Here is a 16,897-nt window from a genome sequence, read left to right on the forward strand (position 1 = left end):
ATTCTATTTTGGTTATTGCTATTTTATTTTAAATAAAGCCATCCAGATGTTTTTGGGGAACCATTTCCTAGATCAAGAATATAGAAGTAGGTGCCTTCTGGAAGTGTTTTTGCAGATCCGTCTGCCTTACCGTCCCAAGTGTTATTGTACCCCTTTTTGTAATACACTAAATTACCCCAGCGATTAAATATTTCGAGTTGATTGTCTGGATATTGTGAGATACAGTCGATGTAGAAAGTATCATTTTGGCCATCATCATTTGGAGAAAATTCATTAAAAATTTTCAAACAATTTGGAGCAACAGTTGCGCTGTCTTGGTTATTTGACGAGTTGCTGTCTATTTGATCCATTTTAACAAAGTGAGCCGTGTTTAAATAGTCATTAAAATCAACCACTTTTGCAGTAATTGTCAAAGTTTGAGATCCTTTTACAGCTACAGATGGAATTGTCCAAGTTCCTGTTGTACTGTTGTATACTCCAGACGATACAGTGAATGTATCTAATTTATAGCCTTTAGGAAGTATATCTTGAACTTCGACATTTGTAGCAGTTAGGTTTCCAAGATTTTCAGCTGTAATAGTAAAGGTTACGGTGCTGTACATTGGCACATCTGTTTTGTCAACTTCTTTGTTTATAGCAATATCTGTTGATGAAATGTTGATGAATTCTGAGTCTTCGTCATCTTCGCTTTGATCGCCATTATCGTTATTTGGTTTACTATCAGGATCGTATTGATCACTTGCAGTTACTTGGGCAACATTTAAATAATCGTAACCATCAAGTCCGTGCGGACTTGCAACGGTAACTTGATAAGTTAAAGTAATGCCTCCAACTGGAACAGTTAAATTAGTCCATTTTATGATGTTGCCTCTAAATAATCCTCCGTTTGAGATATTGGTAATATTTCGATAGCCTAACGGAATTATATCATCAACGGCGACTCCAGTTGCTTGACTTGGTCCTTCGTTGTTAAGCTGTAAGGTAAAGGTTATAACCTCGTCTACATTTGGATTTTTATTGCTTACCGTTTTTTCTAAACTTAAATCAGCGATAGAAACATTGATTTGACTACTGCCATAATCATCTTCTGTGGTAACTCCGTTATTAGGAGTAGAATCTGGATCGGGCATGTTACTTGCGGTCACTTCTGCAATATTGAGATAATCTCCTGTGGCGTTTACTGTTGCAGTAACTTGCAAAGTATGAGAATCCCCATTTACAAAAGAACCGATATTCCAGATTCCAGTATTTCTATTATAAGATCCTTTTGTAGCGGTAAAACTCTTAAAAGTATAGCCAGAAGGAAGTAAATCTTTAACAAGTACACCCGAAGTATTTTGTGGACCGCTATTGGTTATCACAACTTCAAAAGTAACTTGCGCTCCAACTTGCGGAGTTGCATTATTAACCGTTTTGGTCAAAGATAAATCTGCAGCTTGATTAGTTGGAGTCGTGACAGCTGTTGCATAATCATCTTCTGTAGTAACTCCATTATTAGGAGTTGAATCAGGATCAGGAAGATCTGCTGCCGTTACCTCGGCAATATTAGTATAGTTACCTGTAAGATTTACCGTTGCCGTTACTTGCAGTGTTTCAGATTTACCGTTTATCAAATTTCCTACAGTCCATAATCCAGTTGACGGATTATAAGTTCCCGTAGAGATTGTAAATGAATTATAAGTATACCCAGATGGGAGTAAATCTGTTATTTGCACGTTAGTATTAGTATCTTTTCCACCATTAGTCACCACAACTTCAAAAGTAACTTGAGAGCCCACAAGAGGAGTTGTATTGTTGACAGACTTAGTTATTGATAAATCAGAGAATGGAGGCGGAGGTGGAGTTTTTTCAACTATTAATATCTTAACGGAAGCAAAATCATCCTCTGTTGTAATTCCATTATTTGGTGTTGAATCAGGATCAGGAAGATCGGCGGCAATTACTTCAGTAGTATTCACAAATTCTCCAACGATACTAGCTATTGCATTGATTTGAAGTGTTTCAGATTGTCCTTTTCTTAAATTTCCTATATTCCATAATCCTGTAGTTGCATTATATGTTCCTGTGGAAACAGTATAGCGGTTAAAAGTAAAACCTACTGGAAGTAAATCAGTTACTTGAATACCAGTATTATCCTGTGGACCATTATTGGTTATTACAATTTCAAAAGTGACTTCTGTGTCTATTATTGGAGCCGCATTATCTACAGTTTTTGTTAAAGATAAATCAGATGTTTGATTGATTGGTGTAGTTGTCGCAGTTGAATAGTCATCTTCGGTAATAACTCCATTATTAGGTGTTGAATCAGGATCCTTAATATCTGCTGCTATAACTTCTGCAACATTAGTGTAGTCCCCAGTAGGATTTACGGTTGCCATTATCTCTAAGGTTTCGGATTTTCCATTAACTAAACCATCTACAGTCCAAACTCCAGTTGTAGAATCATAAGTTCCTGTAGAGATGGAATAACCATTAAAAGTATATCCGCTTGGAAGCAAATCTCGAACCTTAACGCCAGTATTATCTAATGGACCGTTATTGCTGACAATAATTTCGAAAATAACTTGAGATCCGACTAAAGGAGTAGCATTGTTTACTTTTTTTGTTAACGATAAGTCTGAATCAGTTCCTCTTAATATTGGTACTGTAAATGCAGTATCGTAATCATCTTCAGTGGTTACTCCATTGTTTGGAGTTGAATCTGGATCTGGAAGATCTGCTGCTGTTATTTCGGCAGAATTAACATAATTTCCAGTTGGATTTATAATTGCAGTTATTTGTAAAGTTTCAGATTTTCCGTTATTTAAGTTCCCTATATTCCATAGTCCTGTGGTTGGATTATAAGTTCCAGTTGAAACAGTGAATCCACTGTATGTATACCCAGAAGGTAATAAATCAGTTACTTGAACACCTGTGTTATCTTGTGGTCCGCTGTTAGTTACTACAATTTCAAAAGTATCTATTGAACCGACTACAGGAGTAGCGTTATTTACTACTTTAGATAATGACAGATCCGAAGATTTATTTATTGGAGTTGTTGATACAGCTGCGTAATCATCTTCTGTTGTTATTCCATTATTTGGAGTAGAATCAGAATCAGGAAGATCTGCTGCTGTAATTTCTGCAATATTGGTATAATCTCCCACAGGGTTTACCGTTGCAATTATCTGTAAGGTTTCAGATTTTCCATTTATCAAATTGCCTACATTCCAAATACCAGTAGTTGAATTGTAAGTTCCTGTTGAAATTGTATATCCATTTAAGATATATCCAGAAGGTAGTAAATCTTTTACTTGAACTCCTGTATTATCTTGCGGGCCGTTGTTTGTTACAATTACTTCAAAAGTTACTAATGTACCTACAAGCGGAGTGGCATTATTAACGGTTTTAGTTAGTGATAGATCAGAAGATTGATATATTGGAACTGTCGTTGCTGTTGAATAATCATCTTCGGTTGTATTTCCATTGTTTGGAGTTGAATCTGGATCAGGGAGATCAGCAGCTGTTATTTCGGTGCTATTCGTGTAATTACCAGATGCATTTACTCGAGCTGTGATTTGCAGTGTTTCAAATTTCCCATTAACTAAATTACCTACAGTCCAAACTCCTGTAGTTGGATTATAAGCACCAGTCGACAGTGTAAAATTGTTGTATGTATATCCAGAAGGCAGTAAGTCAGTAACTTCAACACCAGTGTTATCTTGTGGTCCTCCATTGGTTACAATAATTGTAAAAGTGACTAAAGAACCAACTGTTGGAGTAGTATTATTGACTGTTTTGGTCAAAGATAAATCGGCTACAGCTGTTACTGGAGTTGTCGAAATCTCGGCATAATCATCTTCTGTTGTCACATTATTATTTGGAGTAGAATTTGGATCAGGAAGATCGCTGGCACTTACCTCAGCAGAATTAAGATAAATTCCTGTTGGGTTTACGATTGCAGTAACTTGCAGTGTTTCAAATTTTCCATTAACTAAATTTCCAATAATCCAAACACCTGTTGCTGGGTCATATGTTCCAGTAGATACCGTAAATGAATCATAGGTATAGCCTGAAGGCAGCTTATCGGTTACTTGTACACCAGTAGTATCATTTGGGCCATTATTGGTTACTATAATTTCAAAAGTAACATTGGAACCAATTAAAGGCGATGATTTGTTCACCGATTTAGTAAGTGATAAATCAGCTGTTGGTTGAATAGGAGTAACAATTGCATTGGCTTCGTCATCCTCGCTTTGATCACCATCATCATTGTTAGGCGTACTATCTGGGTCAGGTAAACTGCTGGCTGTTACTTGAGCAGTGTTGAGATAAATACCGCTAGGCAGTACTTTGGCATCAATAATAAGTGATTCTGCATCTCCATTATCAACAGAACCAACACTCCAAATACCTGTAGTACTATTGTATAAACCTGCTGTTGAACTGTAATTTACAAATTGATATCCCGTTGGCAGTAAATCCTTGATCTGAATTCCTGCAGCATTATTTGGACCGTCATTGCGAATGATAAGTTCAAAAGAAATCTGACTTCCTACTACTGGACTTGTATTGCCGGCCATTACATTTTTAGTCAATGATAAATCTGCAGAAGGTCCAATATAGGTAATTTCTGCATTGTCTTCGTCATCTTCGCTTTGATCACCGTCATCGTTATTTGGCGTACTATCAGGATCTGGTAAATCACTGGCAGTTATTTGAGCGACATTTTTATAACTTCCTAATGGATTTACAAATGCACTAAAAGTTAAGTTGGTGTTTGCACCATTTGCTAATGCGATATTTTTCCATTCAAGAGTAGCCGTTGCCACTTGGTAGGTTCCTCCAACTGATACAGATCCAGGAATTAATGTATAACCTACAGGAATAACATCCTGTACAGTTACTCCTGTAGCATTTCCAGGACCTTTATTGATTAAATTTAAAGTAAAGTTTACTTGTTGACCTGCAGCAGCAGATGTTGGCGTAACCGTTTTAGTAAGCTCTAAATCAGCGGATTTTAGTGTAATATTCGCACTTGCCATATCATCTTCAGGAAGACCGTTTCCTGGTGTACTGTCTGGGTCAACTTGACGGGCAGTTTGTACTTCTGCAGTGTTTTTATAATTTGCTGCTGTTGCAACATTAACCTTTGCAGTAATTTGTAACGTAATAGTGTTTCCGTTATTTAAGTTGCCAATATTCCAAATACCGGTAGTACTATTATATTTACCAGAACCATTATCGCTTACATAGGTATAACCCGGAGGAAGCTTATCTAAAACAGTTACCCCTGTGGCATTGTTTGGACCGCTGTTGGTTGCTCTAATCGTAAATATTACATTATCATTTATACTTACAGAAGTTGGTGAAACTGTTTTTTGAAGGGATAAATCGGCAACGTCTATTGAGACAGATACACTATCCTGATCATCTTCAGTTTCTATTTGGTTGTTTGGCGTACTGTCAGGATCAAATTGATCAGATTCTACAATTTCAGCCTTATTTAATGTGCTTCCAACAGTATTAATAGTAGCTTTGAATGTTAAATTTAGTCTTCCTCCGTTAGGAACCGTAAGATTGTACCAAGTCAAAGTATTATCACCTACATTATACTGTCCATTTAAATTTGCAGATCCTGGGACTATTGTAAATCCAGTAGGAATGTAATCTCTTACGGCTACACCAGTTGCAGTTACTGTTCCTCCAAGTGAATTGTTATTAAAAATTTGAATTGTAAAGGTTACTACATCTCCCGCACTACCATGAGTAGGAGACACAGATTTTGTTAGTTCAAGATCTGAAACGGAAAGTATTGTAAGGGTCATAACATCAGAAGAGACAGCACAATTTCCATTACTTACCGTCCATTGAAGTTGATATGTACCTGCAATAGTACCACTAATGGCTGTTGTGGGTGATGTACTGTCAACGAAACCTAAAGTACTTGGTCCTGTTATTTGAGTCCATTCTCCTGTACCTACTGTTGGAGGCAGAGCGTTCATGTTTACGGGAGAGAATTGGGGAACTGTCTGATTTGGTCCAGCGTCTGCAGTTGAAGGCTGGTCGTAAATGGTAACTATAACTGAATCTTCAGAGATACAACCATTACTATTTAATGTTGTCACCGTCCACAAAAATTCATAAGTGCCAGGCTGAAGTCCGAGCATTACAGAATTAGGGTCATTTGGAGCACCAATATTAACAGCAGGTCCCGAGACCTTAGTCCAAGTACCAATACCAGAAGTTACAGGAACTGCCGCCATAGTAGTAGAATCTACATTACATAATTCTTGATCAGGTCCTGCTTCTGCTTTTGAAGGCGGTATATCGTTAAAGGTTATCGAAACTTTATCAACAGAAGGCTGGCATGACGACGGATCTGTAAAAGAACCATTTGTTACTGTCCATGTTAATATGTAAGTTCCTAGAACGGTAATATTTGATAGGGTTGTAGTAGGACTGTTTGGGTTATCGATTACAGCGGTACTTCCAGATGGTACAGTATCAAAAGTCCATGTTCCAATACCTACTGCTGGTGGCACAGCGGCTGTTTTGTATGTAGTTTGACATGCAGCAGTATCATTGGGTCCTGCTTCTGCAGTACTAGGCGGAGCATTCATTTCAATACGAACTATATCAGATAGTGTTCGACAAGAGGCACTTTCAAAAACCCATTCTAAAATATAAAGTCCAGGAACAGTTAAGTTTAAAAGATTACTTTTTGGTGCCGTTGGTGTCTCAATAACAGCAACGCTTCCCGATGGTTGATAAACAAATTTCCATTCAGCTTTTGAAACATCTGGAGGAGGGAGGTTCCCGTCTAAAATTGTTTTGCCAGAAACATCAGCAATACAAAGATTTTGATCAGCTCCTGCATTAGGATCAACGCTTGCACCATTAAAGACATCTATATTTACTTCATCTGTAGATCCAGGACAAACCGGATTGGTAGAAGAAGATGTGGTATAGGTAAAGATATATGTGTTTCCAGGAACTACTGTAGCATTTGCAATATAACTGTTTGGAGGAGATTGTGTAATAACAACATCAGCAATATTTCCAGAGGTATTGGTAAGTGTCCAAGTTCCAGTTGAGTTTTCGTTGCCCATAAGCTGTATACTGGTAACATCACAATATGTTTTATCTGGACCAGCATTGGCAGCAGGAGTAACGGTTACAATCATGTCATCAAATGTTGGCGGACATAAAAACACACTTTTGGCATTAATTGTCCACCTAAATGTATAAGTTCCCTCTATAAGCCCATTGATAACTGTATTCGGATTGGATGGATTTACAATGTTTGGCTGATTTGGTGCACCAGTAACGACAGACCACTGACCCACTTCAAAAAAGCTGTCATAAGCATTTCCTGCCATCGTAACACTGGTAGTATTGCAAACATTTTGATCTGGTCCTGCAGCTGCAATGTGTGGAGGGATTCCAATAGTTAAGTTAATATCATCAAAAGCTTCTCCGCAAATATTTGCATTTACTGTCCATCGAAAAATATAATAGCCGCTAAATGCAAAAGTAAAAACAGCATTAGGATCATGTTGATCGCTGATCGTATAATTACCTGCACCTGATATTCTTGTCCAAGTTCCAACTGCACCAGCGCTGACTGTGGCAGCCATCGTTATTACAGAACCACAAGTTTCTTGATCAGGACCTGCTGAGGAAGCAGGTGGTGTAGCAGCAATGGTTACGTCTACACTGCTTGTGCTTGGTAAACATAATCTTAGTCTATTTGCTATTGCCCAGGTAAAAGTATATGTTCCTTCTCCTGGAACGGTTACCATAGTATTAGGATCATTTATATTGGCAATTATTACTCCTGCAGAAGGCGATACTGACCAAGTTCCAAAATCTTGTACTTCAGGTGTGTTTCCACTTAAGTTAAAGGTGCTGGTTCCATTTGGATAACAACTATCGGGGCCAGCATCAGAACTTGTTGGAGCAATACTATTTGTAGTAAGAATTTGAACATTGTCAGAGACAGAAGAACTACAGGAAGGCCCTGGATGCAAGTAAGATACTGTCCACTTTAACTCATATGTGCCATTTGTGGTTAAAAATCCTGATGCAATAGCGTTAGGGTCATTTATATTAGAAAATGTTATAGTATCAGGTCCAGAAACGTAACTCCAAGTACCTATTTCACCGCTTTCTGCTGGTTTAGCAGCAAGAGGCACATCACTTTTCGTACAAACTACATTATCAGGTCCTGCATCAGTAGTACCTAGTGAGCTTCCAGATACATATATTGTTACAGTCGAAATAGAAAATCCGCAGGTTGCTCCACCGCCTTTTGTTATATATTGAAAAACATAAGTGCCCGGAATAAGTCCGCTTACTTGTGTATCTACAGCAAAGACATCAGCAATTACAGCTTCATTAGGACCGTTTAGCTGGCTCCAAAAATGTAACCCATCGTCAGTAGCAACGCCAGAAAGCATTGTAGTGGTATCCCCGCAAGGCAGACTCACATCAGATCCTGCATTAGAAGGTGTTGGAGCACCTGAAACAAGAATGTTTAAAGTGTCAAAACCATAATCACAGCCTACATTTAATGCTCCGTTTTGACTTCTAATAAATTCAACTGTATAATCTCCCGCAGCTGTGAGGGTTAAAGTAAGTGAGTTACCAACATCTTGTAGTAAAGTTGGAAAAGGACCTAAAGGAGAGCCGGCCGGTCCATCTGTAATTCTATATTGATTTACTCCTGTACCTGTTACAGTAAGCGGAATTGTAAAAACTGTTGCATTGCAGCTTCCTACAATATCATTGCCATTATTGGCAACAATCGTTCTACTTGCACCATTATACTGTACATTATAGTCTTTAGTAAAAACGCAGCCTGTATTAGCATTGGTGAGAGTGTATCTGAAAGTATATGGATCTCCTGAATCAGAAATGTTTTTAACTAATGTTGTAGGATTTGTAGGTGAGATAATTTGGGCACCAGTGTCCCCTGCAATTTGTGTCCATTGAACAGTTTCACCTGCATACAATGGCGTTTGGGCTACTAGTGTAACCTGAGTGATGGTATTGTCACAAAAGTATATATTTTCGGCACCCCCAGGCAATGTTGTTACATCTTGCGTTGCTGGAGGAACAATAATAGTAACGGAAGCATTTCCAGAAGCACAAGGTCCTGTTACGGTCCATCTAAAAGTATAAGTACCTTCAGTTAGATTTGAAATTTGAGTAGTATTTGAAGTAGGATCGTTTATCGTTGGCGTATTTGGTCCGCTTACAAATGTCCATATTCCGCCTTGCCCGTTTAATCCGCATCCGCCATATGTACCGCTTAAATTGGTACTTTGTGTAGTAGTGTAACAATTACTTAATGTTTGATTTGGCCCTGCAGAAATAGGTTTAACACCGCCATAATTAGTCACCGTAATTTGCGAGGTAGTTCTGCAGCGAATTCCGGGAGCAAGTTCTGGACCTTCAATAACCCATTGTAATGTAGTTACCCCGCAGCTTGTTGCAGGCAGATTTATGGTTGAAGTAGGTAAGTTGGGAAAATTAATTACAACCCCTGCATTATTATTGCCTACAATTTCCCAGTAACCATTTTCTCCTGTATTCTGCGGTGTGTTTGCCGTAATAGTTAGTGTTCCTGCACTGTTAGGACAACTTGCTACGTCTCCGCCAGCTTGTGCTCGAGTTATAGGAGCAACATTAACAACTTTATCTTGATAGGTTAAAACACCATCACCGCAGACTGCACTGTATCTAAAAATGTAAGTATTTCCTCCTGTATAACCAGATACTGTAGTACTAGTACTGTTTGGAGAATTGATGACAACCGCAGGACCTGAAATTTGAGACCACAAAACATTACCTATAATTGGCGAAGGCGTGCTTCCTTCTAAAACTAATGCATCAGTTTCACAAATAGTGATATTTAGAACTCCAGCATTTACTGTACAGTTTTGAGCGAATGAATTTATAGTATTAAACAGAACTATAAATAATACTGGAATCAGTTTTTTAAAGTGCTTCTTAATTTGTAAAGATTGTCTCATAGGCTTCGAGATTGCAAAGTGGATACGAACAAGTATAACCACATTAAATTAAAATTTATGCTGTTCGTTAATTTCGAAAAGAATGATTGGTAATTGTAAATAGGGGGTACTCAAATTTATGAAAAGTTAGCTTTAAGATGCCGATTTATATGTTTCAAGTTATAATTTGCAACAAGAAAATTGAATAAAATAAGTTTTTTAAAAAGATTTTTTCAACAAAAACACTCATAATAAACACTGTTTTTGTTTTGTAATTAATTGATATGTTGTGTTTTGATATTTTTACGTTTTTATAATTGTATCTAAGATTGATTTATAACTCAACTTAAGGCCGATATTTATGTAAGCTTTTTTTCTTGAATTAGAAATTGGTTGCAGATTATAATTTGGAACATTATTGTGAAGTATTTACTTAGGCAGACTTTTTATATTATCTAAATTTGAGAATCAATATATTGGCATAAAGTCTTCCGCAGATAATTAAAACGTATTCCCATACAATTTCATTTATAAGTTATAATCTTTAAATTTTAAACTATGAAAAAAAATGCCTTACGAATACTTTTTGCATGTTTGTTCTGCATCGCTTCGATTGGAGTTATCCAAGCACAAACTAAAAAGAAGCCAAATATCATTATGGTAATTTCTGATGATACAGGCTGGGGAGATTTAGGAGTATATGGCGGCGGTGTTGGCCGTGGAATGCCAACTCCAAATTTGGATAGGATGGCTAAGGAAGGCATGCAGTTTTGGTCGTTTTATGGACAACCAAGTTGTACTCCGGGAAGAGCTGCGATGATTACTGGTAGAATTCCAAACAGAAGCGGTATGACAACAGTTGCTTTTCAGGGGCAAGGAGGTGGACTTCCGGCAGCAGAATGGACATTGGCATCTATTTTGAAAAAGGCAAATTATAAAACATACTTTTCTGGAAAATGGCATTTGGGTGAAGCAGATTATGCGATGCCAATTGCGCATGGTTTTGATAAAATGCAAAATGTGGTGTTGTATCACTTAAATGCTTATACGTATTGTTTTCCTTCATGGAATCCTGATATGGCTCCTGAAATTTCTGATTTTATAAAAAAAGCGACTAAAGGTATTCTTGAAGGAGAAGCTGGAAAACCAGCACGTGATATAGGTCCTGTAACAGAAGAAAATATTGCTGAACTGGATATAAATATGGTAGATAATAATCTAAAACAGCTTGATGAATATGGAAAATCAAAAGATCCATTTTTTATGTGTATCAATTTTGCCAAAAACCATCAGCCAAATTTGCCATCAAAACAATTTAAAGGAAAGTCACCAGCTAAAAGTAAATATGGTGATGCCGTTGTAGAAATGGATTATAATGTTGGCCGAATTATGGATAAAATTCGTCAGCTTGGAATTGCAGATAATACCATTGTAATTTATACAGTTGATAATGGTGCATGGCAAGACGTTCATCCAGATTCTGGATATACTCCATTTAGAGGATCAAAAGGAACTGACAGAGAAGGAGGAAGTCGAGTACCAGCGATTGCATGGTGGCCGGGACAAATTGAAGCAGGAAGCCAAAGTCATGACATCGTTGGAGGTTTAGATTTGATGGCTACATTTGCAAGTCTTGCAGGAGTGGAATTGCCAAAGAACGATAAAGAAGGAAAACCTATGGTTTTTGACAGCTACGATATGTCGAATGTTTTATTCAAAAAAGGAAAACCACTTCGTGACAGATGGTTTTACTTTACAGAAAATGAACTTTCACCTGGAGCTGTGCGTATAGGAAAATGGAAAGCAGTCTTTAATACTCGCGGGGATAATGGAGCACAAGCAGGAAGTGATATGCCGGGACAACAATTAGGCTGGAGAGGCGATCAAACTTATGTAGCAACTGTTCCCGCCGTATATGATTTATGGCAGGATCCGCAAGAACGTTACGATCTTTTCATGAACAGTTTTACAGAAAAAACATGGACAATGGTAATTTTTGATCAAGTTACTCTTGAACTTATGAAAACTTATGCAGCCGTTCCTCCAAGACCACAACAAAGCGGATCTTATGGCGGACCAATGGAAATTGGTAAATACAGAACTATTGAGCAGGCAAAACAATTGCTTAATACTAAACAGTTGTCGCTGCCGTCTTTGAGTGTCGATCCAAAAAATTAAATAATACTATCTTACTTTATATTACCAAGCCCGATACAAATCGGGCTTTTTTTATGGAATAAATCAAATGCGTGACAATATGTAAAAAAAGAAAGCCTTTAAAGTTGTGGCTAAAAAGGCTTTTCTCTTCTTCAAAAAATCAATTTAATTGTAGTTTACTTATGTGTTTTTTTTCTATCGATAGAAAGGCTGGTATACAATCCTATTATTACAAAGATTACCCCAAAAAGAGTATACAAAGTAAGCGGTTCATTTACCATAAAATAGGCAATTAGAAAACCAAAAATAGGACATAGAAAAAGCCAGTAAGAAGCTTTTATGGGATTAATTTTTAATAAATACAACCAAAATTGCACTGCTCCAATAGAAACAGCAATGGCCAGCCACGAAGTCGAAAACCAAAAATCACTGTTAAAAACATTTTGATCAGATCGATAGGTGATCCATAATACTGGAATCAGAAACACAGCTCCAATAATGGTTTGCCACCCATTAATGGTAAGAATGTGTAATCCGTTCCAGTTTTGTTTAGAGTAATAAATTGTGCCTAACGAATAAGCAATCATACTAGCAACTAAAATAAGTATGCCGCCGGGAGTTGCAAAACTGCTTTGCAATAAAGGATATGCCGCTAAAAAAACACCAATAAAACAAAGAAACAGACTAAGAATATTTTTAATTTTAATTTTATGAGATAACCAAATCGCCGAGATCAAAACAATAAAAACAGGATTAGTAGCAACAGCCAAACTCCCTAAACCGGCAGATACTTTTTGCATGGCGACAACATATAAGCCTAAATAAAAAGTAATATTAAACAAACCATAAATACTAATTTGAATCCACTCTTTTTTTTGAGGCAGTCGCTTTGCCATTAAAATATGAGAAATAAAAAGCATAATGCTTCCGGCTATTACAAACCTAAAAATTGAAATCACAAAAGGCTGTGCTGCATGAAGACCTATTTTGGTAGCGGTCGATGCCGATGCCCATAAAAAGGCAAATAATATTCCAGCAAAAATGATTTTAAATTCCTTGATTTTAGCAGTAATCGGAAGCAGTTTTTCTTTAACCATTTTATAAAACTGCCGTTGAGGTTTTAGAAAAATTAAGCGTTTCTATATTGGATAAATCAGCATTGAATTGAACAAAACTTGCCGGAAAGCCCGTTTTTATTTTTCCAAATTTCTCTCCTAATCCAATTGCATTTGCAACACGTATTGTTCCCATTTTTACAGCTTCATCTACAGAAATATTCAAATGATTATAAGCATTTTGAACTGCTTCTAACATTGAGATTGTAGCTCCAGCCAAATTACCTTCGTCATTTCTATAGAAGCCATTTTCAAGATGAGCATCAAAATTGTCCCATTTAAAACTTTCTACTTTTCGGCCTAAAAATGTCGCATCACTTATCAAAAAGAATTTATCTTGTTTAAGTTTATATGCTAATCTCGCGGCTGCATAATCGCAATGTGCACCGTCTAAAATAACAGGAGCATAAACATTCTCATTCTCAAAAACAGCACCAACTAATCCAGGTTCGCGATGACCGAATTGAGTCATTGCATTAAACAAATGTGTTACAAGGTTTATGCCTTTTGAAAAATAATGCTGTGCTTCTTTATAACCTATTGTAGAATGCCCTGCTGAAATTGTAATTCCGCTTTCTAAAAGCATATTCAATTGCTCGTCAGTAAAACATTCGGGAGCAATTGTAATAACTTTTATCACATCTTTCCCATATCTAATAATTTCTTCAAGTTCACTATTTGTTGGTTTACGAACCTGATCGATACTGTGCGCGCCGCGTTTTAACGGATTTAGAAACGGACCTTCTAAATGCATTCCAATTACACCATTATTGTGTTTTTTAATGTAATTTCGAGTCGCTTCAATTCCTTGCAGAATGGTTTCGTTAGAAGATGAAATTAAACAAGGCAAAACATGAGTTGTACCATACTTTAAACTTGAATCATAAATATCCTGAATCGTTTCTTCAGTAGGAGTCTGGCTGAAATAAAGTTTTTCACCTCCATTTATCTGAATATCTATAAATCCTGCCGCTATATGCTTTCCTTTTAAATCGAGTTGAGGTATATCGTTTGGAATTTCCTTTTGAACCGAAAGAATAACTCCATTTTCTACAATAATCACTCCGTTATCAATTATTTCCTCACCCGTATGCACAATAGCATTAACAATAGCTTGTTTCATTGTTTTATCTGTAAATTAAACTGCTCAATAAATTATGAATAGTTTCTTATTTCTTTAATTTTCCTTTTTTAGAAGGTTTTTTGTAATTGTCTTTCCCATCTGTAAGCCATTTTAATGAAAAGCTTACAAAAGTATTTTGAGTATAATCATCTTTCTCAAAGAATACCCCAATATCTCCATTTTCAAGTATTGTAAGAGACGAATAAGCAGAGCCGCCGCCGTATATAGTTTTTCCTTCTGTCCATGTTTTTCCTTCATCATAACTAATACGAACCGTTAGATTCATTCTGTCCTTTTCCATTTTAGCATTCGAAAACAGAATTCTATTCTTATCAAAACCATCAGTTTTAGCAGTGTATCGAATAATCTCAGCATTACAGCCTGGATCTATTAATTTAGGTTCTGGTTTAGTACTCCACGTTTTTCCCTCATCTGTAGAAGTATGCACATATCGCATTCCGCCTTTGTTTACTCTTGCATTAACCATCAAGCTTCCATCAGCCAATTCTATAATTTTTGATTCGTCTGCAGGTTTTATAGGTGTATCAATAAAGTACCATGTTTTTCCATGATCATCACTTCCAAAAATATATAAGCCGTTCGTTAAATTTACTAAAGTATGTAATAACTTTCCGTTTTTTGTTTGTATTCCGCGTCCAGAAGTTATAAACTTAAAATCCTTATGCCATTCAGGTTTTGCAATTTGGCTCGTAATATCTTGAGCTTTACTCCAAGTTTTACCATTGTCACTGCTTTTTACAACATGTAGATAATAAACATCTTTTTCCTTATCTAAATCCATAAAATTATAGAACAAAAAGATTTCATTAGTTTGTTTGTCTACAATCATCGAAGGATCTGATGCAGATTGCCCGAAAGGAAAATCGGCCACCTTTTCAATCTCCGACCATGTTTTTCCATTATCCGTGCTTCTGCGAATAACGATATTAATGTCTTTGCTCCATTTTAAATCGCCGCATGAAGGAACACGTTCGTCAATAGCAGCAATTAAATCGCCATTTGGAGCCGTAACTATAGATGGAATTCGAAAACAGGAAACATCCTTAACCATCGATTTATTAAATAAATCCTGGCTGGTGATTATGCCATCTGCAATTTTATAAGTGTCCTTCTGAGCATAAATTATTGTTGCAGAAGTTAATAATAGTAATGTGAAATATTTTTTCATAATTAAAATAAAAATAGATTTTTAGGTTTTATATTTCAGAAACATTCAGTCTAATTCGAATTGTTGTTGCTAATATATCTAAATTATTGGTTTAAAGTTTCATTTAGAAGCTGCAGGCAGTACCATTCTTGACGTGGTAAATGAAAAGGTCCTTTATAAAGATTTCCTTTTGCAGTTTGTGCAACGCTTCCGTCTCGATGCAGATAACCAAACCATTCTCCGTTTTCTTTATCATGAAACTTACTGTAAGAGTAGTCATGAATCATTTTATGCCATTTTGCATATTTTTCATTTCCAGTCATAGTGTAGGCGAGAAGCGTAGCAATAATTACTTCATTATGAGGCCACCAGAATTTCATATCCTGCCAATATTCCTGTACAGGATTGCCATATACATCAAGAAAATACAAAATTCCTCCATGTTCTTTATCCCAGCCGCGTTCCCACATATAATCGAGCATTTTACATCCCAATTCAATTAAATGCGGATCATTATTTCTATATTTTGCTTCATGCAGGATAAACCATGCGCCTTCAATCGCATGTCCCGGATTTAAAGTTCGTCCGTCAATATGATCAATAATAGAACCGTCTGGCGCAACCTGTTCCATCACGCATTCAATATCGTGTTTGACAAAATCATTTTCGATTTCAGCAATCCATTTAGTAATCCATTCATCACATCTTGGATCACCAATTGTTTCTCTTATCTGTTGTGCAGTGTTTATCATAATCATTGGAGAACCAATTCCTTTTGCTGGACGCACATCCGTATATTTTGGTTGTAACAATCCAGGTGTAGTGGCATATTTAATGCATTCTCCAAATAAATGACGTGCTTGTTCAGCAATCTTTTCATCACCGCTGGCTTTTGCGTAAGCACTCATGGCAATAACAGCAAAAGTCTCAGAGAAGTAATAACGGCGTTTGCGGATAGGACTTCCATCGCGCGTTACATGAAAAAACATTCTTCCATCCGTATCAAAACAATGTTTGTTTATAAAATCGATACCCGATTTTGCGCCGTCCAGCCATTCTTGCTTAGGTTCAATTGTATTATAAAGCGTTGAAAGAAGCCAAGCCGTGCGTCCTTGAAACCAAACCGATTTATCATCATCTATTAATTCACCCGTTTGATTTCGCATTAACAAATAACCGCCATGAACAGTGTCAATAGAGCGCGGAAACCAGAAAGGAACTGTATTTTTAAGTAATTGCTTCTGATAAAAATCTTTTAAATCTATCAGGTCTGTTGTTGTATAGCTCATTTTTTAAGTATTTTTTTATACCCATCGATATCGTTAGGCTTTGATTT

6 protein-coding genes are annotated in these 16,897 nt (G+C 36.7%); 1 reads left to right on the top strand and 5 read right to left on the bottom strand.

The features are described 5' to 3' along the window. Positions 1 to 23: 23 nt before the first annotated feature. Positions 24 to 10,019: a PKD domain-containing protein gene (locus B0A75_RS13825; protein ID WP_089054860.1), complete on the bottom strand. Its 9,996-nt coding sequence runs from the start codon at positions 10,017 to 10,019 to the stop codon at positions 24 to 26. Between the two features lie 537 nt (positions 10,020 to 10,556). On the opposite strand from B0A75_RS13825, the gene B0A75_RS13830 reads away from it, so the two are divergent. Further along, positions 10,557 to 12,176, top strand: a complete 1,620-nt coding sequence (locus B0A75_RS13830) for an arylsulfatase (RefSeq protein ID WP_089054861.1) — start codon at positions 10,557 to 10,559, stop codon at positions 12,174 to 12,176. Between the two features lie 155 nt (positions 12,177 to 12,331). Here the strand turns inward: B0A75_RS13830 and B0A75_RS13835 are convergent, their stop codons facing one another. The 4 genes from B0A75_RS13835 to B0A75_RS13850 form a co-directional block, all read right to left on the bottom strand. After that, positions 12,332 to 13,252, bottom strand: coding sequence for a DMT family transporter (locus B0A75_RS13835; RefSeq protein ID WP_089054862.1), 921 nt, complete (start codon positions 13,250 to 13,252; stop codon positions 12,332 to 12,334). A gap of 1 nt (position 13,253) precedes the next feature. Continuing rightward, positions 13,254 to 14,393, bottom strand: a complete 1,140-nt coding sequence (nagA, locus tag B0A75_RS13840; RefSeq protein ID WP_089054863.1) for an N-acetylglucosamine-6-phosphate deacetylase — start codon at positions 14,391 to 14,393, stop codon at positions 13,254 to 13,256. A 46-nt stretch (positions 14,394 to 14,439) separates the two neighbouring features. Next, entirely contained in the window at positions 14,440 to 15,582 is a 1,143-nt protein-coding gene (locus B0A75_RS13845; RefSeq protein WP_089054864.1) for a sialidase family protein, read from the bottom strand. Positions 15,583 to 15,665: 83 nt separating this feature from the next. Then, positions 15,666 to 16,850, bottom strand: a complete 1,185-nt coding sequence (locus B0A75_RS13850) for an AGE family epimerase/isomerase (protein WP_089054865.1) — start codon at positions 16,848 to 16,850, stop codon at positions 15,666 to 15,668. Between the last annotated feature and the right edge of the window lie 47 nt (positions 16,851 to 16,897).

Source organism: Flavobacterium oncorhynchi (genome assembly GCF_002217355.1).
GTDB classification, from domain to species: Bacteria; Bacteroidota; Bacteroidia; order Flavobacteriales; family Flavobacteriaceae; genus Flavobacterium; species Flavobacterium oncorhynchi.